At 54.1% G+C, this 26,748-nt stretch carries 15 protein-coding genes and 1 tRNA gene; 4 read left to right on the top strand and 12 right to left on the bottom strand.

The genetic code is table 11. The features are described from left to right. Window positions 1–275 precede the first annotated feature (275 nt). Together HPS53_RS02955 and HPS53_RS02960 are read left to right on the top strand one after the other, a co-directional pair. A complete protein-coding gene (locus tag HPS53_RS02955; protein ID WP_172204262.1) occupies window positions 276–3,797 on the top strand; it encodes a T9SS type A sorting domain-containing protein in 3,522 nt (1,173 codons plus the stop codon). A gap of 181 nt (window positions 3,798–3,978) precedes the next feature. Beyond that, entirely contained in the window at window positions 3,979–6,717 is a 2,739-nt protein-coding gene (locus HPS53_RS02960; RefSeq protein ID WP_172204264.1) for a M6 family metalloprotease domain-containing protein, read from the top strand. A gap of 550 nt (window positions 6,718–7,267) precedes the next feature. Here HPS53_RS02960 and dusB read toward each other — a convergent pair. The 7 genes from dusB to HPS53_RS02995 form a co-directional block, all read right to left on the bottom strand. Further along, window positions 7,268–8,302, bottom strand: a complete 1,035-nt coding sequence (gene dusB, locus HPS53_RS02965) for a tRNA dihydrouridine synthase DusB (RefSeq protein ID WP_104368588.1) — start codon at window positions 8,300–8,302, stop codon at window positions 7,268–7,270. Between the two features lie 55 nt (window positions 8,303–8,357). Continuing rightward, window positions 8,358–9,491 (bottom strand): DNA-processing protein DprA, encoded by a 1,134-nt coding sequence (gene dprA, locus HPS53_RS02970; protein ID WP_172204266.1) that lies wholly within the window; start codon window positions 9,489–9,491, stop codon window positions 8,358–8,360. Next, a complete protein-coding gene (locus HPS53_RS02975; RefSeq protein WP_172204268.1) occupies window positions 9,488–9,877 on the bottom strand; it encodes a thioesterase family protein in 390 nt (129 codons plus the stop codon). The genes dprA and HPS53_RS02975 overlap by 4 nt, the downstream gene beginning before the upstream one ends. Before the next feature lie 149 nt (window positions 9,878–10,026). Further along, window positions 10,027–11,325 (bottom strand): DUF2851 family protein, encoded by a 1,299-nt coding sequence (locus HPS53_RS02980; protein ID WP_172204270.1) that lies wholly within the window; start codon window positions 11,323–11,325, stop codon window positions 10,027–10,029. A gap of 83 nt (window positions 11,326–11,408) precedes the next feature. Further along, window positions 11,409–12,212 carry a CPBP family intramembrane glutamic endopeptidase gene (locus HPS53_RS02985; protein ID WP_104368590.1) on the bottom strand — a complete coding sequence of 268 codons (804 nt, stop codon included), beginning with the start codon at window positions 12,210–12,212 and terminating at the stop codon, window positions 11,409–11,411. Then, window positions 12,209–13,174 (bottom strand): bifunctional riboflavin kinase/FAD synthetase, encoded by a 966-nt coding sequence (locus HPS53_RS02990; protein WP_104368591.1) that lies wholly within the window; start codon window positions 13,172–13,174, stop codon window positions 12,209–12,211. The genes HPS53_RS02985 and HPS53_RS02990 overlap by 4 nt, the downstream gene beginning before the upstream one ends. Before the next feature lie 48 nt (window positions 13,175–13,222). Next, window positions 13,223–15,859 carry a cation-translocating P-type ATPase gene (locus HPS53_RS02995; protein ID WP_172204272.1) on the bottom strand — a complete coding sequence of 879 codons (2,637 nt, stop codon included), beginning with the start codon at window positions 15,857–15,859 and terminating at the stop codon, window positions 13,223–13,225. A gap of 253 nt (window positions 15,860–16,112) precedes the next feature. Here HPS53_RS02995 and HPS53_RS03000 point away from each other — a divergent pair. Continuing rightward, a tRNA-Ile gene (locus HPS53_RS03000) sits at window positions 16,113–16,186 on the top strand. Between the two features lie 250 nt (window positions 16,187–16,436). Here HPS53_RS03000 and HPS53_RS03005 read toward each other — a convergent pair. Continuing rightward, window positions 16,437–17,696: a DUF2264 domain-containing protein gene (locus HPS53_RS03005; protein ID WP_104370295.1), complete on the bottom strand. Its 1,260-nt coding sequence runs from the start codon at window positions 17,694–17,696 to the stop codon at window positions 16,437–16,439. A gap of 316 nt (window positions 17,697–18,012) precedes the next feature. On the opposite strand from HPS53_RS03005, the gene HPS53_RS03010 reads away from it, so the two are divergent. Then, a complete protein-coding gene (locus tag HPS53_RS03010) occupies window positions 18,013–18,558 on the top strand; it encodes a DUF3332 domain-containing protein (protein ID WP_104370294.1) in 546 nt (181 codons plus the stop codon). 719 nt (window positions 18,559–19,277) lie between these two features. Here HPS53_RS03010 and HPS53_RS03015 read toward each other — a convergent pair. The 4 genes from HPS53_RS03015 to HPS53_RS03030 all read right to left on the bottom strand — a co-directional run bounded on the left by HPS53_RS03015 (window position 19,278) and on the right by HPS53_RS03030 (window position 26,721). After that, window positions 19,278–20,507: a pitrilysin family protein gene (locus HPS53_RS03015; protein WP_172204274.1), complete on the bottom strand. Its 1,230-nt coding sequence runs from the start codon at window positions 20,505–20,507 to the stop codon at window positions 19,278–19,280. 205 nt (window positions 20,508–20,712) lie between these two features. After that, on the bottom strand, window positions 20,713–22,626 hold the full coding sequence (locus HPS53_RS03020; protein WP_172204276.1) for a heparinase II/III family protein: 1,914 nt from the start codon (window positions 22,624–22,626) through the stop codon (window positions 20,713–20,715). 243 nt (window positions 22,627–22,869) lie between these two features. Next, window positions 22,870–24,984 carry a S46 family peptidase gene (locus HPS53_RS03025; RefSeq protein ID WP_172204278.1) on the bottom strand — a complete coding sequence of 705 codons (2,115 nt, stop codon included), beginning with the start codon at window positions 24,982–24,984 and terminating at the stop codon, window positions 22,870–22,872. Window positions 24,985–25,239: 255 nt separating this feature from the next. After that, entirely contained in the window at window positions 25,240–26,721 is a 1,482-nt protein-coding gene (locus HPS53_RS03030) for a lipopolysaccharide biosynthesis protein (RefSeq protein ID WP_172204280.1), read from the bottom strand. Window positions 26,722–26,748: the final 27 nt, after the last annotated feature.

Raw genomic sequence — 26,748 nt, forward strand, 5'->3', positions numbered from 1 at the left:
ACAACTGCCTTTCCTACCTTTTAAAAAACCGCTCGCTACAGCAACCGCTATCAACGCCAACCGCATGCCAAACATTGCATAAATATACGTTTTTAAGAAAAACCACAAACAATATTTACAATACCGGCATCATAACTGCATAAAAATGTTAATTAAAGTTTAATTAATCGCATATTTATAATGTACTTATCAACAAAAACTTAACTTTGCAGTTTAGAATTAGACGTTTTTATCAAAATGCAATTTTAATTATTTTTAATATTCAATAATCGTTTATGAGAAAGTTTACACTTTTCGCCCTGTCACTCCTGATGGCAGGAACGGCTGTTGATGCCAATGCGCAAAGCAAGGCAGCCAACGGCCTAAGGCGTTTTGACAACGCCAAGCGCAACTTTGTCGCCGTGCACTCCGAAAGGCAAGCAGCCAAGTCTGCCACAGCGGCGAAATTTGAAAAAGCAGGCTTCGGCCCATCATCGGTATCATACAGCCCCACACAGGCAGGTGCCGGCGACGAACCGATATTCAACATGAAGAGCCATCAGTTCGGCTACATCGAAGGTCCGGACAAGACCACATGGACCTATACCCAAAGTATAGCCACACGCAACGACTGGTACTACGACAAGACCGAAATCGTGGTCTACGACAACACCCACAAAGAGCGTGGCCGTATCAATATCCAAGTACCACAGGATAAGGTCGTGAACGTGATAGAGCCGTTCGGCCAGATTACAACAAAGTTTTTTGACAAGAACGACAAGACACTCGAAATACCCATCTACTATCATGAGGTTCCGTCTCCCGGAGTCACCATCGACTCGACCTTCGCCTACAACATGAACAGTGAAAAGGTGGCCGCTTTCAAGGGAGTGGCACAGATGACAGAGTCCGTCAAGAACTCATGGGACGTATATCAGAGACTGTTGCTCACAAACAACTACATCGGCGAGGATACCTCTTACATACAGGTTGACATCTACAAGCCGGGAGGATGGAACAACACAACACCCGAACTGGAACACACTTTCACTATCGACTTCGAGAAAGTCAGCTACAGCGACGGTCCGGCTTTCCACGCATACGATGTAGAAGGCACCCCCTACTATCTGTACACCCACTATGAGAAACCGTGGGCTTCGGGATATGACTTTGATTTCGACTCCGACTCAAACATCGGGCTCGACCCCATACCCACAGAGAACAACTTCTACGTGATAGAGACATTCGACAGAAACTTCAACCGCATAGACTCCCTGGCCATACCGCTCACCAAAGCTCCCGACGCCCTGTGGCCGGCATTTGCCTCGTTCGGCACGTTCTCATACAATGACCTCACGAAAGGCTACTTCACCGGCGACGACAAGCTGAACTATACGGTGACCCTATACGACTACATCAAGTCTGACGACAGCAACAGGTTCCGCTTCGAGGTCTACTCGGAAGGCAAGCATGTCAACACCATCTGCGACTATGTCACAGACACATGGTTCCCATTGTCTTCGATAAACGGACAAAGCGACCAGTATGCCTTCATACAGACCATCGGCAGCGACCAGTTCATCCAGATGGTGGATATGCCCTCTTGCGAGAAGAAAACACGCATACCGTCATCCATCGAAGGCAACAAGATTTCGGCCGACATAAACCGCGCTCCGGTGGGCGACTCTTACCAGTACGTCATTAAGATGGCATACGCCGAGGGCGACGCGGACAAGAACGTAATAGCTCTGCTCGGATGGTACACCACCGACCTGAAACTCGATCACTTCACTAAGTTCAACCTCGGTCCAAACGCACAGTACTTCACACCGCTGCTCAACGACGACGCCATGAATCCCTATACATTCGACACCGACGACGAGCACGAATACTGCTTCATCGCCAAAATAAAACGCGACAACAGCACCGTACTCGACAACGTGGTGGTCGTGGCTAAGGAGAACGGCGAGTTCATCCGCAAATACAGCGGAGACGACGAATATAAGATGATGACAAGTGCCATTCTCGACAACAACACTTCACGTCCTGAGTTCATCGTGGGTTATATGAACAACAATACCGGCGAATACAGCATTGATTTCTACCCGCTGCCGTTCAACAAATTTGCCAAAGGCGGAGACGGAACCGAGAACAACCCCTATCTCATATCCACCGCCGGCGATATGAAGCAGATAGAGAAAGCCCCGAAAGCGGCTTACAAGCTGGCTGCCGACATCGACATGTCAAACAGCCTGCAGACATGGAAGCCGATAGACACGTTCGGCGGCATACTCGACGGTGACGGACACAAACTGATGAACCTTACAATAGACGACAACAACGGCAAGGCCGGACTGTTCCGCCAGACGGAGGAGGGCACACAGATAAAGAACATCATCATCACCGACCCCACTCTCGTTGTCAACCCGCAGACCACATACGCAGGATTCGTGGCCGGAGCGACGACCAAGACATCGATCACGGACATCCACGTCTATGGCGCACGCATTGAGGGCAACGGCTCTACAGACGCCATCGGCGGTCTGATCGGCCAAGGCACTACATACACCGCCATCGCTTCAAGCTCGTTCAACGGCGTCATCAACCTGCCTGAGACAAGCGTTGCCGGCGGTATCGTAGGCAACATGCGCACCGGAACAACGGCCGACCACTGTGCCGCAACCGGAACTTTCACCGCCGCCAACACACTCGGCGGAATAGTCGGAGAGACCGAGAGAGACGCCAATGTGACCAACTGCCGTGTAGACGCTGCAATAAAGGCTCAGAACACCGTGGGCGGTATCGTCGGAGTGGACAACAACAAGGGCCTGATCACAAACTGCATCGCCAACGGAACCATCGACGCCGACGCTCCCACACGCTGGGGTAAGTTTGCCGTTGGAGGCATAGCGGGCGAGCTTGTCGAGGCAACCGACGTCACAGGCAACATCATGAATGCCGAAATCAATGTCACGGCAGAGCCTAATGTGACCACCGATCCCGACACCGGAGCGGAAATCGACCTCACTGCCAAAGCCATGAAGAGCGTTCACCGCATAGCCGGATACACCATCGTAAACGCCGCTGAGGATGCCGGCGGAAAAGCGGAAGACAAGGGCTTCGCCAAGAACTATGCCACAACAGCCGTAAAATGGAACGACGCCGCCGTGGAATATACGGACGACACCACATCCGAGGGTGCCACAAAGAGTGTTGCCGACCTTACGACCGACTTCCTCAAAGGCATCGGTTTCGCATACGGCAACACAGCGGCAGAGCCTTGGAAAGAGGCTGGCAAGCTGCCGGTGCTCTACTTCGAGAACATCCCAATGTCGCTGACACTCAGCCAGAGCGCCGTAAACGTGGTTGAAAACGAGAGCGTACGCATCGTCGCCACACTCTACGGAGCCGACCCGAGCATGATAGACGTAGTGTCTTCAGACAACAGCGTGGCCGAGGCTGAAATCGTCGAAGAGGGCGACAACAGCATCACCATTGAGGTAAAATGCAAGAAAACGGGCACGGCCACCATCACGGCTACCGCCGGCACACTGACCGCAACATGCCTCATCAACGGTGTCACCACAGCAATAGACGGAATAACAGCCGACGGCAACGGCCCGGCCATCACATTCCGCGACGGCAACATCGTAGCCGATGGCGCTTCCAGGATTTCCGTTTACAACATCAACGGACAGCTTGCTGCCGACAACGCCGGCTCAACCATGAGCACATCGGGCATGAGCAAGGGTGTATACGTCATCGTGGCGACAGACACCGCCGGACATACGGCCACAAGCAAGATTGTATTAAAATAACATACTACGGGATAAACGATAAAGTAAGGCAAGCGGGACGGATGCGGAGGTGTCGAAAGACAGCGGCGCTCCGCCCCGCTTTTTAATTGCCTGACGGCAGACGACGGGTTACCGAGCCAAGCGAACACAGCCCCACCACCCGGCGGATGCCGCCAAACACAGATAATACCAGTACGTAAAAATGAACATAAAGCAAATCACACTCGCACTATTCGCGGCGGCAATAATGTCGCAATCGGCAACAGCCGTGCCCGCCGACCCACGCCCCAAACAAGTAAGGCAGGCCGACGGGAGCTTTGTAACGGTGGTGATGGCCGGCGACGAGCATGCCCACATCACACGGACGACAGACGGGTACCCGTTGTTCTACAACCGTGACACACGCAACTTCGAGTACGCATGCATCACGGCAGACGGCCGGATAGGCGGCAGCGGAATGGTCGCGGCAGACGCATCACGGCGCGACGCCAAGGCAGCGGCATATCTGCGTACCATCAACATAAGCGGAATAGAAAAAGCCGCACTACTATCCACGGCCAGGAAAAGCGCCTGCGGTAGCGCCACAGCCGCCAAGAACAGGAGTAAAAGCAGGGCCGGAATCCAGCAACGCATAAAGCTGACCGACTTCCCTACCATCGGCAGGCAGAAAACCCTCGTGGTGCTCGTGGAGTTCAGCGATATAGGCTTCACGGCCATGACAGACCCGCACTACTTCTACAACCGCATGCTCAACGAGCAAGGATTTACCCACAGCAACGGAGCCACCGGCAGCGCGCGCGACTTCTACATCGCAAGCTCGGCCGGAATGTTCGATCCCGACTTTGTTGTCGTGGGGCCCATAAAGCTCGACAAGCCGTCAGACTACTACGGAGGCGACACGCCGGGCACGGACTATCATGCCCACGAGATGATAGTGGACGTGTGCAAGGCCATCGACAGCGGCGTTGACTTCACACAGTTTGACGGCGACGGCGACGGTTATGTGGACAACATCTACTGCTTCTATGCCGGTCCGGGACAGGCAGACACACCCGGAGCCACATTGTCTATATGGCCGCACTCCGCCGAGCTGGCCGGCTGGGGCATAGACCTGACCTGCGACGGCAAGAGAATAAACCATTATGCGTGCAGCAACGAACTGCGCTTCCACATCACAGACAAGGTACCGGCAGGCATAGGCACGTTCGTACACGAGTTCGGACACGTGCTCGGACTGGCAGACCACTATGACTCGGCCGACTCGCGGACATACACCGTGGGCGAGTGGGACACCATGGCTACAGGCTCTTACAACAACGACGGCAACACACCGCCGGTATTCTCGGCATTCGAGCGCGCCGAGCTGGGATGGCTCGACTACACCGAGATGGCACCGGACGAGGCAGGAGTGAAGGCCATAGCCGACCTGAAACAGTCTAACAAGGCATACCGCGTGACCGTGCCGGGAAAGGAAAACGAGTATTTCATCTTCGAGAACCGCCAACAGACCGGCTGGGACACATATCTGCCGGGACACGGCATGCTCGCATGGCACATAGACATGGACGAAACGGCATGGAAAGAAAACACGGTGAACACTGTGACAAACCACCAGCGGGTAGACATCGTCGCGGCAGACGGAGTGAGGAGCACGGGCACACGCAAGGCCGACCCGTTCCCCGGAACAGACAACATCAGGCAGTTTGACTTCAAGGCTTGGGACGGCAGCAGCCTGCTCGCTCTCGACGAGGTGATGGAAACGCCCGATAACATACGCTTCGCACTGGCCGGAACAGGCTACAAGCCCGCATCACCGGAGGCCATCACCGTGACCGAGACCGCCGACAGCAGCTTCACCATCACATGGAGCGGCACCGAAGACGCCGCATACTATATAGTAAGCATTAACGAAATCGGGCCTGACGACGGCAGGACTCCCATAGAGGGCATGGACAACGCCACGTTCGACAAGGCACAGACACTGCACATCAACGGCCTGAAACCGGCCACGGAATATGAAATCACGGTGACGGCCGGTTTCGGAAGCTACCGCTCGGAGCCGCAGACCACAAGAGTGAAGACACTCGAACTGGCATTCGAGAAGGTCATCCCGACAGGTGTCACGGCCACCGCTGTATATTCTGACGGATTTACAGCCGCATGGGATGCCGTGCAGGACGCGGACGGATATATCGTCAACCTGTATAAGCACTCTGCCGGCACAGAAACCGAGACCGGCGGTTACGACTTCGGCGAGCGTGCCGAGGGTATACCCCAACTGTGGAGCACCAGCAGCACCACATACTATTCGATAGCCGGATACTACGGCGAGGCGTCTCCCTCGCTGCGCATGTCGGCAGACGGCGACTACATAGAGGTGGCCTATCCAGACAGCAAGATCACCGGCCTGTCGCTCTGGTGCCGACTGAGAAACGGCAACGGCAGCGTGTGCATTGACAGATTTGCCGACGGAGAGTGGCACGAGGTGGAGCAGATAGTGCCGCAGGATGAAGGCGGAGTGGTGACGGCCGCCATCGACCCGGCCGACAAGGTACGCATAAGATACAGCCGGGAGAGCGGTTTCCTTGTTGTGGACGACGTGACCGCAAGCTATGTAAGAACGGAGCGCACACCGGTCGACGGCTACCGGGACTTGAATGTGGGCAACGTTTTGTCGTACACATTCAATACGCTTGAGCACAATGCCAAATACGGGCTGCGCATAACGGCGACATCGGCCGACCTCAAATCAATGCCGTCGGAAGAATACACCGCGACCGTATCCGGCGAGACAAGCGGTATCTCGACCACGGAAACATCCCGTGGACAGGCGGAATACTACGACCTCTCTGGAAGGAAAGTATCTAAAAACAATCTCGGAAAGGGTATATACATCATCCGGGAAAAAGGCAGGACCATAAAGACCGGCAAGGTCTTTTAATGGGTGAAAGACGATGATATGTGGGCGCCCCGACAGAATATTCTGTCGGGGCGCCCACATATCATCGCTTCCTATCTTCCCCATATTGTCTTCCCCATATTACCATTTCTCATCTTTTAAGAAACTATTTGACAAAACTCATTTTAAAACCCGCTCGTTTTGAAATAAAAAGCAGGAGGCCGAAAATAAGCGAATTATGAGCCGCTTCCCGCAAGTATCTGTGCGTCAGCTTAATACACCTACCACACCTACATCCCCTACCAAACCTATCCCACCTACCCTCACTATTTTTTCCATTCAGCGTCCCGTTGCCTCGCATTCAGACGCTAAACGCAAGCCAACGGGACGCCAAACGCGACGCGATTGGCAACCCAACGCACTCCAACGGGCATCCCGTCGCAAAAAAAAGCCGCTTTTCGCCGGATGGCGAAAAGCGGCATATCGCGTCTTGTATATCGGTGTGTATCATCTTCGGTTTCTATTTCAACAGAAAACAAAGTGTTAAATCCGTGATTTTATTCGTACAAAGACGTGAGCGTGCACAGCCTCGTCACTCAGCGAGGCGCCGCCGCACGTCTTCCAGTATGCCCACCAGCTCCTCTACCGTAGATGCCCGCAACATGGCAATACGTGTCTGCCTGAAATCAGGTATACCCTTGAATATGGGGCTTGCGGCAAGATGCCGCCGTGTATGCAATATACCACGATACTCGTCTATACGCTCCACATTGATGCGAAGCTGCTCTTCGAGTATGTCGATTTTGTCGTTGAGCGTAAGCGGATGAGAGGCATCCATAGCCAATCCACCGGTCTCACCCCCCATGACAGCCCCATCGCCAACAGCCCGCGAATTGAAATAATCCCTTATCTCCTTGAATATCCACGGGCGGCCGAACGTGGCACGGCCAACCATTATCGCGTCTACGCCGTAACGCTCGAAAGCGAGACGCGCCTCCTCGGGAGCGGTGATATCGCCGTTGCCTATTATCGGAATATGAATGCGGGGATTGCGCTTCACCTCGCCTATCAGCGTCCAGTCGGCCGTGCCGGTATACATCTGCGCACGGGTGCGTCCGTGGATGGTGAGCGCCTGTATGCCGCAGTCCTGCAACCGCTCGGCAAGCTCCGTGATGACGAGCTGCTCGCTGTTCCAGCCCAGGCGCGTCTTCACCGTCACGGGAACGTTGACCGCCTTGACCACCTCACGTGTGATGTCGAGCATCAACGGGATGTTCTGCAACATGCCCGCACCCGCTCCCTTACCGGCCACTTTCTTCACGGGGCAGCCGAAATTGATATCTATCACGTCGGGGCGGGCCTGCTCCACGATGCGGGCGGCCTCTACCATCGACTCTACGTCGCGGCCGTAGATCTGTATTCCCACGGGACGCTCATCGTCACTTATCGCCAGCTTGCCCATCGTCGACTTCACCGACCGCACCAACGCCTCGGCGCTTACGAACTCAGTATATACCATCGATGCCCCGAAACGCTTGCACAGCGTACGGAAGCCAATATCTGTCACATCTTCCATCGGTGCGAGAAACACCGGGCGAGAGCCAAATTCTATATTGCCTATTTTCATGTCAATCGGTTTATTATGGTTGTCAGCATTCTTTCGTTGTCAAATATCATAACATTCACCTGCCCAGCAAATGATACATCCCACCGGCAAGCGGCTTTACCACGCCTTTCATCTCGAGTTGAAAGAGCAACGAGGTGACACGGCTTATGGGTAGATTGGTCTTCGCCGTTATTATGTTCACCTGCAAGTCGTTGGCCGTATTCAGCAGATCCACTATCCGCGACTCATCACCTGTAAGGTCGGGAAACAGCGAACGCTCTATACCGGAGGCCTTGGCACGGCTCAGCGCCGCGGCATCTTCCCACCCCATGGCCTGCACGAAATCGGAAGCCGAGGTGATAAGACCGGCGCAATTGTCGCGTATCAGATTGTTGCACCCCTCTGAACCTGCCGCGCCAACGGCACCGGGAAAGGCAAACACGTCTCTCGAATAGCCACGGGCTATACCCGCCGTGATAAGGCTGCCGCCCTTGGCCGCCGACTCAACGACAACAGTGGCGTCGGCCATGCCCGCCACTATACGGTTGCGCCGCACGAAGTTCACCTTGTCGGCCTTGGTAGACGACATGAACTCGGTGAGCAGACCGCCATGGTCGAGCATCCGCACGGCGGTGTCCCTGTGCGACGACGGATAGATATAGTCAAGCCCGTGGGCAAGTACCGCCACGGTATCGAAACCGTGGTCCAGCGCATTGCGGTGCGCGCAGATATCGACACCGTATGCCAGGCCGCTGACGATAAGCGTCTGCGGGCACAGGTCTCTGAGGTCGGCCATAAACCTGCTTATGAGGTCTTGCCCGTAGACTGTGCCATGACGTGTGCCCACCATGCTTATGACGCGGAGGGCGTTGAGGTCTGCCGAACCCCGATAGTAGAGCACGATAGGTGCATCGGCACATTCCCTAAGCCGCTGCGGATAACCGTCGTCGGCAAGTGTGAGCGGCCTGATTCCGTGCTTTTGCATGAACTCCATCTCGGCCTCTGCACGCCGCAGGGGCTCATCCCAGCACGCGAGGGCAGCGGAGAGCCTTGGCGAACAGCCGTCGACAATGTCGCCGATATCGGCACGATGGTCGTATATGGCACGGGCATTGCCCAACTCACGATAGAGGGCGAGAGCGGCGGCATAATTGAAATGGCTGATACGTGTCAGCGCCATCGCATAAAGGGTGTCGTTGCCGGCCGTCATAGTATTCCGTCGTATTCGTCGCACCCGGACATCTTGCCGTCAACGAGGCACACTACCTCGGTCACGGCCTTGAAGCAAAGCCGCTCATCGGGCAGACGGTAGAAATCCTGGTGGAACACATACCGCAAGCCCACTTTCTCCACATACAGACGGGACATGAACTCATCGTCGCACCGCAAAGGCACCTTGTATTGCAGATTCATCCGCGCCACCACCGCGTCTATGCCACGGCGGTGCATCTCGGCGAAACTCAGTCCGCACTTTTTGAGATATAAATGTCGTGTATGCTCCGCATAATGCAGATAGTTGGCGTTGTTCACTATTCCTTCGATGTCGCACTCATAGTCGCGGACTTCCATCTTCGTTTCAAATTGATATTCCATCATTGTCATTTATATTTTGCTGAATTAAATGAGTTTTATTGTCGAGCGGGAAAGGTGCATGGGAGTAAACTTGTCTTATCTTGAAGCTAAATAAACCTTATGTACACTCCAAAAACACCGCAACTCACGGACACCCTTTCATCCCAAAAGCCTCATCGTTCCTCTGATTTTAAAAATTCATATCCGAAGCGACACCGCAGGCAGTCTTTTCGGTCGCAATACTCGTTTTTGAGCTGTATCAATGCCTGACTGTCACCGGCCGAACGCACGTCGAGTCCGCACTCGCGCCACATTCTTATTATCCGGTTATTCTCAGGTTTGAGACCATCGAGCATATCAACCGCACGCTCGCAAAGCCGCTCATCGGATATATGCCGCCCGTAAGCGAATATCACCGGAATGGCCGTGTTTATCATAAGCAGGTCGAGGGAGAAAGGCGACAGGCGCTTTTCGTTCTTCATGCTCTCCGAAGCGAACGTGTAGTGGGTTTCCCAATATGGAGTGACATGAGTGCGCATCATATCCCGAAGAGAGTCAACGGAATCGCACTCGGCAAGCGCCCGCAGCCCCATCCTACGACCGTGATACAGGTTTGCCAGTTGCGAGATACGTATGTGAGGGAAATTTTGCGGTCTGAGCCTGAGGAATCTCCATTGTTTCCAGTCCATCGGAGACAGACCGAACTTATGCGACAGATAGGCATACTCACCGCACAGACGCTTATAGTAATCATCGGCGAGCGCCCCGTCGCGATACCGCTCAGGTATGGACTCAGGGGTGAGCAGCCCCGCCTGCCCCATGAATACGGCCTCTACCTGGAACAAATCGTCACGATGATGGGCCACGGCAGCGAGCGGCACCCGGCACGCCCACTGCTCAAAGGCATCGCCATTGATGCCGAACCCGTAGTTGCGGGCAAGCGTGATGAAGCAGGCATCTTCCCACGAGCCTCCGCACAACTCTGCCCTGCGACGTATATCGGCCGTTTTTCGTTCGAGACGCTCCGTCTGCAACGCGGCCATCCATGAGTGGGCGGTAAGCCGGGGCAGCGTGGCGACAACACGGTGACAAGGCGGATATTTATCTTCATGCAGCAATGTCTCATAGTTTTCAAGCACATGAGGCGGCACCTCAAGCCTTATCTGCGGTATACGGCGTCCTTGCGAATCGAATACATCACAGTCTGTATCTCCCGCCACATGCAGCACCACATTGTCGTACGCACGGTCTCGCCCGTGGCCATGCAGCTCCCAGTCAGCCGACCGGTCGTGTATCTCCACGTTGCCGACCCACAACGTACCGCCGATTCTCACCTTGGCATTGAAAAAATCCGGTCCGGCTCCGTTGTTGGGAAGTCCCGGATCTATCTGTTCCACCGACCGGCCGTCGGTTGTCGCCAACATTGACGGCATCAGGCGATGGCGCCATACGTAATGCAGGAGTTTTTCCATGATGATTATTTGGTTATTCATTAAATTATGTCGATGCGGCAATCACCCGACAAACCGTCAGCTATCGCATGGTCGCATGTATATCACACTCCGCCGGATATATCCTGAACGGCAGGCTTCCCGCCATCCGCTCTTTTCATCCTGATGTTCAGCTGGTATATGGACGGCAGGAGGATGCACAGCGAGAACAGCACGCTTGCCAGCACCGCACGCCCGTCGCCGTTGAAGATTACGATGAGGGGGACGTTCGGATCCGGCAATATATTATATAGTATATATGCTATCGTGTTGTTCACCCAGTGATATGCCACACCCGGAACAATGCTTCCCGTACGGTAATACATCCATCCGAGCAGCATCCCGGCGATCAAAGCATGGGGCATCTGCGCCGGATTTCCGTGCACAAGGGCAAACAACAGAGCCGAGACGGCTATGGCTATCCAATGCTTCTTGAAACCGGCGAGCAGCGCACGCAGTATAGCTCCACGGAAAACAAGCTCCTCGACAACCGGCACAAGCAGCCCCACCACATAATACCCGTAGCGGTTTTTCAATATCATGGCAAACTGACTGCCGAGCATATCGGGCAGTTCCGGCAACTTCTCTTGCAGCCATGTGGATGGTATCACCATGCCGACAGAGGCCAACACACACCAAAACAGCACCCCCCATGGACGAGACCGCACATAATCGCGCGACACACGGCCCCACCGGGCAATCAGAAACACGGCTCCGGCGACAATGCTTGACGCCGCCATGGATATTATAAGGCTATCGGCCGACGGGTCACCGGAAACACCGGTCAACCTCATTATCAACATCACGACAGCGGTCACACCTACTTGCAGGCCCATGAACACCATGAGATATATAAACGCTTTTTTCATAATCGTATATCAGTTGTTTGTTTTTTTACATCCTCTTCCAGTATCCCGACAGCAAGACGGGCGTCTTCACGCAACTGTGCGGCAAGCTCGGCCGCACCATGAAACTTACGTTCGGTGCGCAGGCGGCCTACGAACGACACGCTGATCCTACGGCCGTAGATATCGCCCGAGAAATTAAGTATATGCACTTCGAGAGTACGGCGGTTTCCGCCGAACGTAGGGCGGAAACCTATGTTCATCATCGCATGATACCTGACAGGCTCTCCGTCCATCTCAACCCACACGGCATAGACACCCGTAGCGGGAATGATCTTGTCTGCATCGTCCGGCTCGATGTTGGCGGTAGGGAATCCGAGCCCCCTGCCCACATGCTCTCCGTCTACCACACAACCGGTCATCGAGTAATGGCTGTTGAGACACAGGGCAGCCATTTCCACCTCGCCGGCTTCAATAAAAGAACGGATTACGGACGAGCTGACGCTCACTCCGTTCAGTATCAGCGGCTTGGCGAGAACCACATCCATGCCTATGTCTACACCGTGGCGAACATATTCATCGAAACCCTCGCTGCGGTTACGGCCGAACCTGTTGTCATATCCTGTCACGAGAATTTTCACTCCGATCCTCTCGCGAAGCACACCGCTCATGAAATCACGTGCCGAAAGACGTGACATGGCTTCATCGAACGGCAATATCACGCAACGGTCGATACCCGTAGACTCGAGAAGCGCCGTCTTTTCGTCAAGAGTATTAAGCATTCTCGGGCGATAATCGCATCCGAGCACCTGGCGGGGATGGCGGTCGAACGTCACTACAACGGCCTCCGCTCCCAGTCTTTCCGCCTCCTCTTTCACCTGTTTTATCAGATAACGATGCCCCCGATGCACACCGTCGAAGAAACCGACAGTGGCCACACACTCCGCGGCGACATCATCCATATCCGTATATTTAACGATTGTCATATTCCGATTGATTAATCTTCACCGTATATCCGTCTCCACTTTACGATGTCACACAGCCGCCGCCCTCTTTGAGCAAATCATACGCAACACCTCTCCTATGAGCATCACGGGAGATGTTCCGGCCATTATCATGATCCATGTATCGGCAGACAAAGGCACCGTGCGGAACATTGTGCCGCCAAACGTGACTATAAGCCACTGGCCTACAAACACTATCGCAAGCACGAGCAGCAGCCCCCTGTCTGCCGTGAAGCCGCGGAAAGCCGAGCCACACGTGCCCCACGCCTTGGCATTGAACAGGTTCCACCACTGCAACATCACGAAAACGGTGAAGAAGACCGTAAGCTCTTCGGCCGACACGCCGGCTACATTCTCAAAATAATAGAGCATGGCCGACATTACGATGAAAAACAATATTCCTATAATAAGTATAGCCCTGCCCATCGACTTGCTTATTATGAACTCGCCGCGACTGCGCGGACGCTCATTCATCACGTCGCTTTCAGGCGGCAACGAGGCAAGAGCCATCGCCGCAAAGGTATCCATGATAAGGTTGACCCACAGCATCTGCGGTATGGTAAGCGGCAACTCGGTACCTATGATAGACCCGCCGAGAACAAGAAGCAATGCCGTAACATTGACAACCAGCTGGAAAAAGACGAACCGCTGGATATTACGATAGAGCGAACGGCCCCACTGCACGGCCTTGACAATGCTGTTAAACGAGTCGTCGAGCAGTGTCATGTCGCTCGCATTCTTGGCAACCGAGGTGCCGGAGCCGAGCGACAAACCCACATGGGCATGGTTGAGAGCAGGCGAATCGTTGGTGCCGTCGCCCGTGACGGCCACCACCTCGCCACGCTTTTGCAGCATCTCAACAAACCGCATCTTGTCTGTCGGACGTGCCCTGCTCATCACTTTTATTTCTTTCACACGCTCATAAGCCTCCGCATCAGACAAAGCGGCAAACTCAGGGCCGGTGATATCAATCCTCAATCCCTCATCATCTCTTCCCGGAGAGGCGTCTCTTCCGTCTACCGGGAAACCATCCGCATCCGCCACGCCTATCTGCCGGGCTATCTCCAAGGCCGTGGCTGCGGTATCGCCGGTTATGATCTTCACGTCGATGCCTGCCTCACGGCAACTCCGAACGGCGTCCGGCACTTCCTTGCGCAACGGATCGCTGATGGCGGCGATTCCCTGAAACGTCATCCCCGATATATCCACCGTGTCCGTACGCTTGCAGGCGAAAGCCAGAGTGCGCATGGCCTTGTTCTGATAAGCCGTCAGCCGGGCGGTCATTTCCTTGCGCCCTCCATCCGTCATGGCGCAATGCCCCATCACTATCTCCGGCGCGCCTTTTACAAACAGCCACCGCTCGCCACCCACGTCGCACAGCGTGGCCATGTATTTACGCTCCGTGGAGAAAGGAAGCCTCTCCACCACGCGCGCTTCTTCACGCAACATACGATAGTCCTCGCCGTTGCCTTCGAGCCACAACAGCAAAGCCGCCTCCGTAGGGTTACCTATCCCCTGTCCGTCGTTCAGTTCGGCGGTAGTGTTGGCAGCGATGGCGATTGGCAGTTTGCCTTGCATGACCTGTGACTGAGTGGAACCGCACTCATCACATCCCGAGACCATCTCGGCCACCTGCATTCTGTTTTGTGTCAGTGTTCCCGTCTTGTCGGTGCATATCACCGTCACGGCTCCCATCGTCTCACAGGCATGCAACTTACGCACGAGATTATTGCTTTTAAGCATCCTCCGCATGTTCAGGGCAAGCGCAAGGGTGACAGCCATAGGCAGACCCTCCGGCACAGCCATCACTATAAGCGTGACGGCCATCATGAAATATCTCAGCGCCACGCCCGTCATCCCGATGTAATCATCGGTATGCCAAAGTGGATTGGTGAGTATGTCGTGTACAAGAAATATCACGAGTGCCGATGTTGCCACGCCGGTTCCAATCTTGCTTATCAGAGAGGCGAGCCTGTCGAGCTGCATGTTGAGGGGTGTCTTAACCGCTGTCAGCTCCGTGGAACTGCCTGCCACATGCCCGATCTCCGTGCCGTCGCCCACCGCCGTCACCGTCATTCGTCCCGTACCGGCCATTACCATCGTCGACCGCAGCACAACATCCGACGGATATGCCCCGTCGTCCACGCCATCGGTGCTTTTATAGGCAATCAACTCACCTGTCAGCGCCGATTCGTCTATCTGCAGGTCGGTGGCCTCAAACAGCACGCCGTCGGCCGGCACCTCGTCGCCCGTCTCTATTATCACCACATCGCCAACAACGACATCGCGGCGGGCAATCTCCGTCACACGGCCGCCACGCACCACCTTCACCGGCTCTTCCTCGCCCATTGCCGTGAGCACGTCAAACTTCCTGGCGGCGTCACGCTCGAAACAAAATCCCACAGTAGTGGCGAGAAACACGGCAAGGAATATTCCCGCCGTCTCGGCGAAGTTGCCTTCGACGAAAGCCAGACCGAGAGACACGCCCGCGGCGACGAGCAATATCTTTATTATCGGGTCATTATACTTATCTATATACAACCGCCAAAGGGATACCCTCACCGGCGGGGTGAGCATGTTCTCTCCATGCTTGATGCGGCTTTGAGCCACCTCTGCGTCCGTAAGACCGTCTGTCCTCACTTCGGGACGATTTTTATTCTCTTCCATTCCTTACTTCCAAATATGGTTTTTACTTAAAATATAATCTTCAATCAATCAATATATAATACCGATGACCGGCCGCCATAACACTCCCGGAGCGCCCGGCATACCGCCTGTCTTCGTGCAAAGTTAGTCAAAAAAGGGCGTAACAACCGCTCTATGTAAAATTATTTAGTTTCTTTTTGCATAAAAAATTTGCATATTTAATTTATTAAACGTACCTTTGCACTCGAAATCAGAACGGTTGTCTGATTTTGTCGGGCTTTTAGCTCAGTTGGTTAGAGCAACAGACTCATAATCTGGAGGTCCCAGGTTCAAGCCCTGGATGGCCCACCGAAAACAGAAAGGCTAAGTGATTATAATCACTCAGCCTTTTTTCGTATTGTAAACCACATTTATACAACAGAGTCTATACAATGACATCATGACGGAGAATGCCCGTATGGATTGCCATACGGGCATCAGAGAAAAAGCCGCTTATTTACACATAACATACCAACATGGGGGCCGGGCTGACACACTATTATTTATACCTCTATTATTTTCGACCGGCATGATTGCCGACAACCTGCCGGCCCGCAAGTCAATACTTGTCTTTCGTCCGTATCTCGTCTTTCCATACATGGTCCTTCGGGAACGGCTCGCCGCCCCAGGCCTTCTTCTGCGTCCACTCCTCGGCGGGCGACGACCAGAAGGCATTGTCGGCGGGAAGGCCGAGCGGCATGAAAGCGAGTGATGCCATGTAAAGGCTTCCATTGTTGGTGTACCAGTCGGCAATGCCGGGCTGACTGCCGCAGAAGCCGATGGTGAGATAGCCTCCCTCGTTGAAGTTCTCGTGACGGTCGAACATGCGGCGCATCACGGCCGTCAGGGCGCAACGCACCTGGGCAGGAGTCAGCTCGCGCGGCAATCTCTCCATGCGTGCGAGCAAGGCCAGCGGCTGCATGGCTGCCATTCGGTAAGGGACAGAGCGGCCGAAGACCGGGAACGTGCCCTCGGGCGATATGAACCGTTCGAGCACGATGGCATACTTCTGCGCGCGGCGCAACTCACGGTCATAGTATTTCGGATAGTCTATGCGCGAGCCTCGCTTGGAGTCTATCATGTTGCGGAGCGTTTCGAGATACATCGGGTGGAAGACATAGCTCGAATAGTAATCGAAAGCAAACTCGGGACCGTCCGCATACCATCCGTCGCCCACATACCACTCCTCGGTCTTGCGGATGGCCGTGTTCACACGGAACATGTCGAACGGCGCGCCAGCCTTGGCGAGAAAACTCTCTATCACCGACGAGAAAAGAAACCAGTTGGTATATGGCGGATCGACACGGCGCAGGCGGGTAAACTCGTCTATATACCGTGCTTTTGTAACGCTGTCGAGCGGCATCCACAGCGCATCATAGGCACGTACGAAACTCTCCGCCACGTAGGCGGCATCTACAAGCGTCTGCCCTTCATTGCGCCACAGCAGATAGTCGGGTGACTGCGGATCCACGGCATTCCTGTAGCTCGCAAGCGCCCACTCCCTCAGTTGGCGGCGACCGGCCCCCTCGGCCGTGCCGTCGTCGGGCAGGGCGAGCCACGGGGCAATGCCGGCCATCAGACGGCCGAAGCACTCCATATACGTCACCCGTCTGTCACGGCCATCCCACGTGGGGCTGACCTCAACCTGCATGTCGGCCTGCAAGCGGCCGTCGGCCATCTTTTCGAGCACCGGCCGGGCCATTTTATAGGCCAGCGAGCACCAGTACTCGCGGTCTGTCTGTCCTTTACGTTTCCCGGCAACGGCAGGTTGCGCCACGGCGGCAAGCAGAATAATGAATGTCATTAGATTTTTAATCATAAGCATTGTGTATTATGTTTTCTGCAAAGATAACCATTCTTATCCGGATTATACGGCAATCGTACGCAAAAAGAAACGACATCTGCCGCAAGATGCCTGAACGCCTCACCATATAATGAAAACGGACGGAAAAAGAAGATCCGGAAAAACAAAAGAAACATAACGTAAAAAAAGAAAAATGAAAAAGAGACGCGTTTGCGTCAACCTGTGGAAATCAATCATTATATTTGCACCGAAAACGGCCGCGGGAACGCACGGCAAGCACGGCGGGCGGCCGCAAGACCATGAAATAATAACATTTTAAAACGGAAAAATTATGAGAAAGATTACTATCAAAGTCTTCGTTTGTCTCATGGCCGGAGCCATGATGACAAGTTCGTGCATCGGTTCGTTCCCACTGTTCAACAAAACACTGGCATGGAACAAGAAACTGAGCAATAAATTCGTCAACGAGCTGGTGTTCATCGTTGGCTCACCGGTATACGCACTGTTCGGACTGGCCGACCTGCTGGTGCTCAACTCAATCGAGTTCTGGAGCGGCTCAAGCCCCCTTGCAAAGGCAGGACAGGTGGAAAACGTCTGGGGACAGGACGGAAAACAATATGCAGTGAAAACACTGAAAGACGGATACGAGATCACAAAGCCCACTGGTGAGAAGGTGCTCTTCGTGCACGACAACACCAACGACTCGTGGACACTGAAATCAGACGGCCAGGAGGCAGAGATATTCCGCTTCAATGAAGACGGCACTATCAGGGCTTTCCTGCCCGACGGACGCAGCATGGACGTCACTCCCGACGAGGCAGGAGTGTACAACCTGCGCATGGCGATGAACGACGGGATGTTCTTCGCCGCCAGATAACGAAATCACTTGAATGAAAAACACGCCTGACATACCGTCGATACGCACCGCAAGGGCATATCGGCGGTATGCCGCTTTTCGGCATACATGCCGACCAAAGCCATAAGTAATATTTTTTCTGACATCGACAGCAAACATGCCTACGTCCGTAGGCTTTCTCCTTTGACCGGAAACAGACATCCGTAGAGTTATCGGAGACATCAACCCGCACATCCGGAGACATCAACCCGCATAAATGAATAATATTTACAAAACGCCCTCCATATTCCGCCCGTTTCAAAATTAAAACCCAAAGGCCGGAAATAAGCTAATTATGAGCAGTATAGCATAAACACCTGTGCATCAACCTAATACACCTTTCAAACCTGCCTCCCCTATCAAACCTACCCCACCTGCCCTTCCGATTTTTTCCATTCAGCGTCCCGTTGCCTCGCATTCAGACGCTAAACGCAAGCCAACGGGTATCCAAACGCGACGCAACCGGCAACCGAACGCAAGCCAACGGGCATCCCGTTGCGGAAAATCGGCAGAATTACCAACTTGCGATAAAAAGCATATCGCATTGCATATAGCGCTACATATCGTCTTCGTTTTCTATTTCAACAGAAAACAAAATGTTAAATACGTGACTTTATTAGTACAAAAAACAATGAGGCCCCGCTTTCCTGACGTGTTCGGAAAACGGGGCGGTACAGATTATAAATATCTATTAGGGATGCTCATCGGAAAACGAGCGTTGTCAGTCTATCGCGGGCAAACACCTCGGCGGCTGTCCGCATTATGTCTTCCGCCGTGACGGCATCTATGCGCTCAAAGAGCCGGTTGACATCTTTCTCCTTACCGAAATTGAGATAAGTACGCCCGAAATCGAGCGCAAAGCTCTCCCTGTTGTCGCATGCAATGGCTATCTGTCCCTTTATCTGCCGCTTTGCGGCAACAAGGCGGGCCGCACCGAGCGGACGGTCGGCCATGCGGTCAAGCTCCCGGAATACAAGTCGGCGACAGCGTGATACGTCTTTCGGATCGCAACCGAAGTATACGCTCCACATGCCGGTGTCCCGATAGCTCACCATTGTGCTCTCAACCGTATATACCAGGCCGTGACGCTCACGAAGCGAGAGGTTCAGGCGCGCGTTCATGCCCGGCCCGCCGAGCATGTTGTTCAGCAGATAGAGAGCGGTACGGCGACTGTCGTACATGCCGTATGCACGGTTGCCGATCATCACATGCGCCTGATGAGTGGCTTTCTCGCGCGTCACGGTACACGGAGTGTAAGGCGGCAGCGAGGCGACGCGCTGACAAACCGCATGCGGCGAAGCAGCCGGCATATCGGCTGTAAGGCGGCGCAGCAAGGACGCAAGACGGCCGAAATCGAGATTGCCGCAGGCGAAAAACACCATGTTGCCGGGCCGATAATGGGAGGCGATGAATCGGCGGGCGTCGGCGGTGGTATACGTGCGCAGCCGTGAGGCCTCACCGAGAATATTGCGTCCCAGCGGATGACCGCCGAAAATCAGGCTCTCGAACTCATCGTATATCAGTTCGGCAGGCGAGTCGTTGTAGCTCTCTATCTCGTCGCATACCACCTCCACTTCCTTATCTATCTCGCTCTGCGGATAAGTGCTGTGAAACACAATGTCGGTGAGCAGGTCGACGGCCTTTGCGAAATGGTCTTTCAACACCGATGAGTAGTATACGGTATGCTCCTTGGTGGTAAAAGCGTTCAGTTCGCCGCCCACGCTCTCGAGACAGTTTATTATTCTGATGGCACTGCGGCGGGACGTGCCCTTGAAAGTGAGATGCTCGCAGAAGTGTGCCATTCCTTCTTCGCCCGGCTGTTCATCTCGTGTCCCGGTATTCACGGCATATCCGCAGTATATCACCGGTGAGTCTGTCTGCCTGTGGATTATACGGAGCCCGCACGGAAGGGTTGTTGTATTATAGGTCATATTTTTTTGATTTTAGTAAAATTTATAAGGAAGGAGATGGGGAGGAAGAAATTGGGGAGGAAGGAGATGAGTAGTAAGGAGGTATGCTTTGAGTACAGAGTTTTTGGATAATGGGCGCCGGATGCAAAGCCATCATTACTTTCATGTATTAAAAGTACAGACTTTATCACCAAGCATACCTCCTTACTCCACAACTCCTTACTACTCATCTCCCCAAAGAAAACCTCCACCTTATTTTCCCTCTCTTATCTTTCCCTTTCACCGTCATCACAATACGGTAAAGGTCGTCGCCCCATACGCCGCGTAACTTGTCGTCGAGCAAAGGCTCCATAGGTTCAATGGAAACGGAAAGTTGAGCCGGGTTGTAAAGGACGGCATGTGAACCGAGCGATATTCTGCCCGGCACGGACATGTCGGGACACACGGCGGCCATGACAACGAGGCACGGCGGTACGCCGCATACAGTCAGTTCGTAGTCTTCCGTAATATCGACAATTCCCGAACCGCCAACGCGCACTTCCCTAATCCAACGCCTCACCCCGGCTTCTGCCGGATAGGCACCGGCAATGTCGAGTCGCATGCGTCCCTTGGAGTATCTCACCGCCGATGCGGCATATCCAGCACCGTCGCGCTGCCCCATACCGTTGATTACCGGCAGGTTGTGATATTGCGACTGCATGGTCCATATATCGTAGCGGTCCCGGCCGAATGTCTTGGCCGTATAGCTGCCGACGCCCGGATCGACGATGACCGGGCGGTTGTCGCAGTAGACGACAAAACTGCCCACATCGTTGTGGTTATGGCTCTCGCCGTTCGTTCCTCCCTTCATCGCCACGTATAATTCACGGCGCCGGGCAGTCATGATTTGCAGGTCGGGAAGCCACACATCGGCCAGCAGCGGCTCACGGGCAGGCTCGGCCAGCAGACCCGCCACATCACGGAGAAGAAACAGCTCGCGGGCAAGGGCGGGCCAGTTTCCGCTGCGATCGTAGATGTCGGCGGCATGATTGGCAAAATCTTTCTTTACGGCAATGTGCGACGCGAAAGCCGTCATCGTGCTGTCGCCGGTATACCGCCCGAAAGGATAGGCCACGTTGAGTTGCAGCGCCATGGTGTTAATGCCGGCGTCGGCGAAGTTCACGCACCTGCCGTCACCCGCGTACAGTTTGTAAGCATATCCCGCCATGGCCCTTATCTTCGGATGCGAGCCTATGTCGACACGGCCGCCGGTGGCAATGCGCAACAGGTTGAGACAATCGAAAAGCGATGCCGCGGCGCGATCCCAGTAGTTAGGGCCTTCATCACAACCGCCGTCGGCCGGATACGAGTCTGTAAAGGTGTCGAGAGCCGTCATTATCTGAGCCACGGCGGCAAGCTGCCGGTCTCTGTCATGCTCGCAGATGAGCACACAGGCGAGCCAGTTGCTCGCTATCCATGGGTTCCAGTTCATTCCGGCACGCTTCCACCAGTAGTCCGTTTTCAGGGCCGGGCGCAGCAGGCGACGGTTTATCTCGCTGTCTATCCGTCTGCGGAGAAGCGGCGAGAAACTGTCTATCTCGGCACGGAGCATGTATGATGTCCATGCCACGAGCCCGGCCGTCTCGGCGTTGAACAGGTCTACCGTCTGGTCTTCATACACCGGCACAGGCTTGTTGTAGTGCGCCGGTATACCCCACCACGTCTCTTCGAGCAGCGCTTGCAGACCGTTGACGATGCCGGGGACAAAACGGTGGCGCCCCTCGGCAATCTCGGCCACCACCAAAGCGGCCAGCGCACGGCGGCGTGCGAACGACAGACGCTCGTAGCCGGTACGGTTGCCATCGGTCTTGAAACGGGCGAACTCGGTGACAGGAAGCACCGGCCACGACACACCGAGATACCTCTCACCGTATTCTATATAACTGCGGCGAACGCTCTGGGGTATCGAGTCGCGCCAGAAAGAACTGCCAGAACGGGGCAACGGCTCGAATTGTCCGCAGGCCACGAGTATCTTGTCAAGCGCATCCTCAGCGCGGTTTCCGCCAAACAGGGATGTGAGCAGCTTAGTGTCCTGACCGTTCACGGCCGTGAACGAAGCCGCCAGCAGCGATAAAAAGCAAATGATTGTTATCTTTTTCATCTACGGATGGTTGATAATTGACATGATTAAGCAAAGGCACTATGCGGAGATTAAAATACCGCAGAGGCGCCGGGACACGGGAGTAATCGACCGAATGTCATCATCCTGCATGTCCCGGCGCCTCTGCGGTACCGTAAGTCCGGTATGGCCATGTCCTTGCTATCCTAATTAACGGTTAATATGCGGCAAACAGCCGGAAATCATTATCCGCCGGCAAGCCACGGGCACGGTCTGCCGGATATTCTATTTGGCGTCAATCTCTTTCAAAAGGCGGTCGGCATGTCCCCAACGGTCCATCATGAAGAGTACGTAGCGGATGTCGACACCGATGCAACGCGCGAGTTTGGAATCGAAGAAGATATCGCCCGAGAGGCTGTCCCAGTTTCCGTCGAACGCCAATCCTATAAGCTGTCCCTTCCCGTTGAACATCGGCGAACCGCTGTTGCCGCCAGTGATGTCGTTATTTGTGAGGAAACAGAGTTGCATCTTACCTGTGGTCTTGTCGGTATACGGGTCGAAATTCTTTGCTGAAAGCAGCGTTTTCATTATCGGCTCGGCAAAGTAATCCACCACCTTGTCGCCCTTGTCCATCTTTTCCACCATGCTCTCTGCCGTGGTGTAATATCCCGACGGCTTGCCGTTAAGCATGAATCCGCCCACCTGTCCGTAGCTCAGACGCATAGTGAAGTTGGCGTCGCTGTAATGAGGCATATCCTCTTCCATGCGTATCTTGGCGGCACAGAGATATTTCTCCTGCACGTCGATAGAGTCGACAGATGCCGTGAGCGGCTCGCCTAAGGAGGCATACATGCTCATAATGTCGAGACCCATCTGCACACCGAGGTCTTTGCTGAAGCTCTTTTTGTTGATATAAATCTTCTTTCCGCTCTTCATCAGCATCGAATTGGCATACAGGTAATCCACGTATTTGGCACAGTCGCCTCCGAAACGGCTGTCGATAGTCTTGTAGAAATCGGGCAGATACTTGGCATCCACCTGCTCACGGTAGTTCTTCAACAGCACGGCATACACCTCCTTGTCAAGTGCCTCATCCCACTCGGCGCTGTTATCAGCAAACTCTATGTACTGCTTTGACTTCTTGTTTTCCGGTCCTTTCACCTCGGAACCGTTGTGGGCACGCAGCGCACGGCTGGCAAGCTCGTTTGTACGGAAGAACGTCTCTGTGAATACTGTCATCGCACGGCGCACGGCTATGCGCTCATTGTAAAGGCGGGACATCAGGTCGAAGTCGAGTTTGCCTTTCAAGTAGCCGGTAGAGTCCTGATAATGGCGTATCCGTGCCTCGAAATCGGCCTTCTGGCGTATGAGTCCCGTGCTGTCGATACACTTGTTCATACCGATGGAATTTTTCCAGTAGTTGGAGCTTTGGGCATATTTCGAGTCATACTTGATACGCACCGCCTCATCGGCACGCATGTGACGGATCATCACATCCTGCTTCACGCCGCGCACTTGGGCACGCGGCTCGTTGATGGCGTCACGGCGCTGGCGTATACCGTAAGACGAGAGATAACGGCTGGTGCTGCCGGGATAGCCTATCGTCATCGAGAAATCACCGTCCTTATATCCGTCCATCGACACGGGAGCCCATGACGACGGGTGATAGGGCACGTTGTTCTCGCTGTAATCCGCCGGACCGTTTGTCTTCGGATCGGCATATATGCGGAACACGGAAAAGTCGCAAGTCTGGCGCGGCCACATCCAGTTGTCCGTCTCTCCGCCGTATTTTCCCATAGACTTGGGAATGGTGAAAACAAGACGCAGGTCACGGAAATCACGGTATGTGGTGGCATAGAATCTGTTACCCTCGTAGAAAGGCTTTATTTCGAGTCGCAGTGTGGAGTCCTTAGCCTTCACGTCCTTGGACCATACGTTCTCTATCGAGTCGAGGAACACAGCCTGACGGGACGGCAACATGTCGTTAAGCCCCATGCTGTCGAGCTTCGAGGTAATATCCTTCTGCTCCACCATGAAACTCACGAACAAGTCCTTGTTGGGCAGTTCTTCCTTGTAAGACTTGGCGAAAAAACCGTTAAGCATATAGTCGTGCTCCACGGTAGAGTGGCTGCGTATGGCCTCGAAACCGCAGTGATGGTTGGTGAATACAAGGCCGTCGGGCGACACCACCACACCCGAGCAGAAGCCGCCGAAGTTCACCACGCAGTTCTTTATGGCGTTGTCACTGTTGTAAAGGCCATCATAAGGCATGGCGAAACCTTCCGCCCGCATCTGCTCGTATACGGCATTGGGCAGGTCATAGAGCGTCCACATGCCCTCATCGGCCTTTGCCGCCGTGATGGAGAGCACCAACGCTGCTGTCAATGTTATTTTCTTCATCTTTTATATATGTTTGTATTATTCCTAATGCTGAGATTAGTGTTTAGTGATTTTGACAGTATGCCTCATTCAGATATGCTTATGAATGAACGCACACGCGCCGTCTCGTCACCGTGACAGCATATCCTGATATCCATCCGTCAACCGTAGGACTGACGTAATTACAATCAAATTGTCGTTCGACTGTCTAAGTATCGTGTCGTTGCGGTGCCCGCCCCATCACGTTTGCCAGGTGCAAAGATAGCTATTTTTCCGCTAAACGCCACGCTTGCCGCGGAAATACTTGCCCACAACGGGCAGCGAAGAGAGCGGAAAATCGCGCCTGACCACCACGGCGGCAAACACGGCCACGAGCACTGTGTTCACCCCGACGGCGGCAATGGGCGGCAGACCGGCGTTTGACACGGTGATACCGGCGAAGAGAGCGGCGGCAAGAATCACATAGGCCGCTATCTCACCGAGCGGATAGCGAATTGGGTAGTAACGCTGACCGACGACATACGACAGTGTCATGGCCGTGCCGTAACCGGCGACACCGGCCCAGGCACACGCCACATAGCCGTATCGCGGCACGAAAATGACGTTTATCGCCAACAGCACGGCGCAACCGACACCGGAGAACCACGCCCCCCATATCGTCCTGTCGATGAGCTTATACCAGAAAGAGAGGTTGAAGTATACTCCCATCATTATCTCCGCCACCATCACTACGGGCACCACATCAAGCCCCGGCCAATAGTCGCTGCCTATGATATAGCGGAGTACCCCGATATATCCGGTTACAAAAAGGAACGCCATGAGCGTGAAGATAATAAAATATTTCATCGCCTTGGCATACACCTCACGGCTGTCGCCATCCTTATCTTTCGACTTTCCGAACACAAACGGCTCGTAAGCATAACGGAACGCCTGGGTTATCATTGCCATGATCATGGCTATTTTCGACGCCGCACTGTATATTCCGAGCTGCTTGTTGACGTTATTCCCATCATACAGATAAGGGAAAAGTATCTTGTCGGCCGTCTGATTGAGTATTCCCGCTATACCGAGCACGAGTATCGGCCAGCTATACGAGAGCATGCGGCGCAGCAAAGCGGCATCGAAACAGGCCGTGAATGCCGTCTTGAGCTCTCCCGCGAAGCAGAGCGTTATGAACACCGTGCATGCGAGATTGATATAGAACGCATCGCCAACATCGACAGGGCTGTCTGTAATCTCCGGCAAAACGACAAAGAACACCACGTTAAGAGCTATATTCATGACGATGAACAGGAGCTTGAGAGCGGCAAACTTGACAGGCCGTTTCTCATGGCGCAGACGGGCAAAGAGTATGCACTGGAACGCATCCACGGCCACTGTGACCGCCATTGCCAGTATATACGACGGATGATCGGCATATCCCATGGCCTGCGACAGGGGCGATATGAAGACAAACACAAGCACGATGAACGACAACGAGGTGATGCCGACGGCCTTCAAAGCGGTCGAGAACACCGTATCGGGATCTTCGCTTTCCTTGTTAGAGAACCGGAACAGGGTGGTCTCCATTCCGTATGTCAGTATTACGAGCAGCAATGCCGTGTACGCATACACGTGCGTTATCACTCCGTAACCTCCGCTCTCGGCCGACAGCCTGGCCGTATAAAGCGGTACAAGCAGGTAATTGAGAAACCTGCCTACAATACTGCTCAATCCATATATCGCAGTATCTTTTGCCAATGATTTTAAAGAAGACATTGTTTAAAGGTAAAAAAGTAAAAAGGT

The organism is Prevotella sp. PTAC (genome assembly GCF_013166535.1).
GTDB lineage: Bacteria > Bacteroidota > Bacteroidia > Bacteroidales > Bacteroidaceae > Prevotella.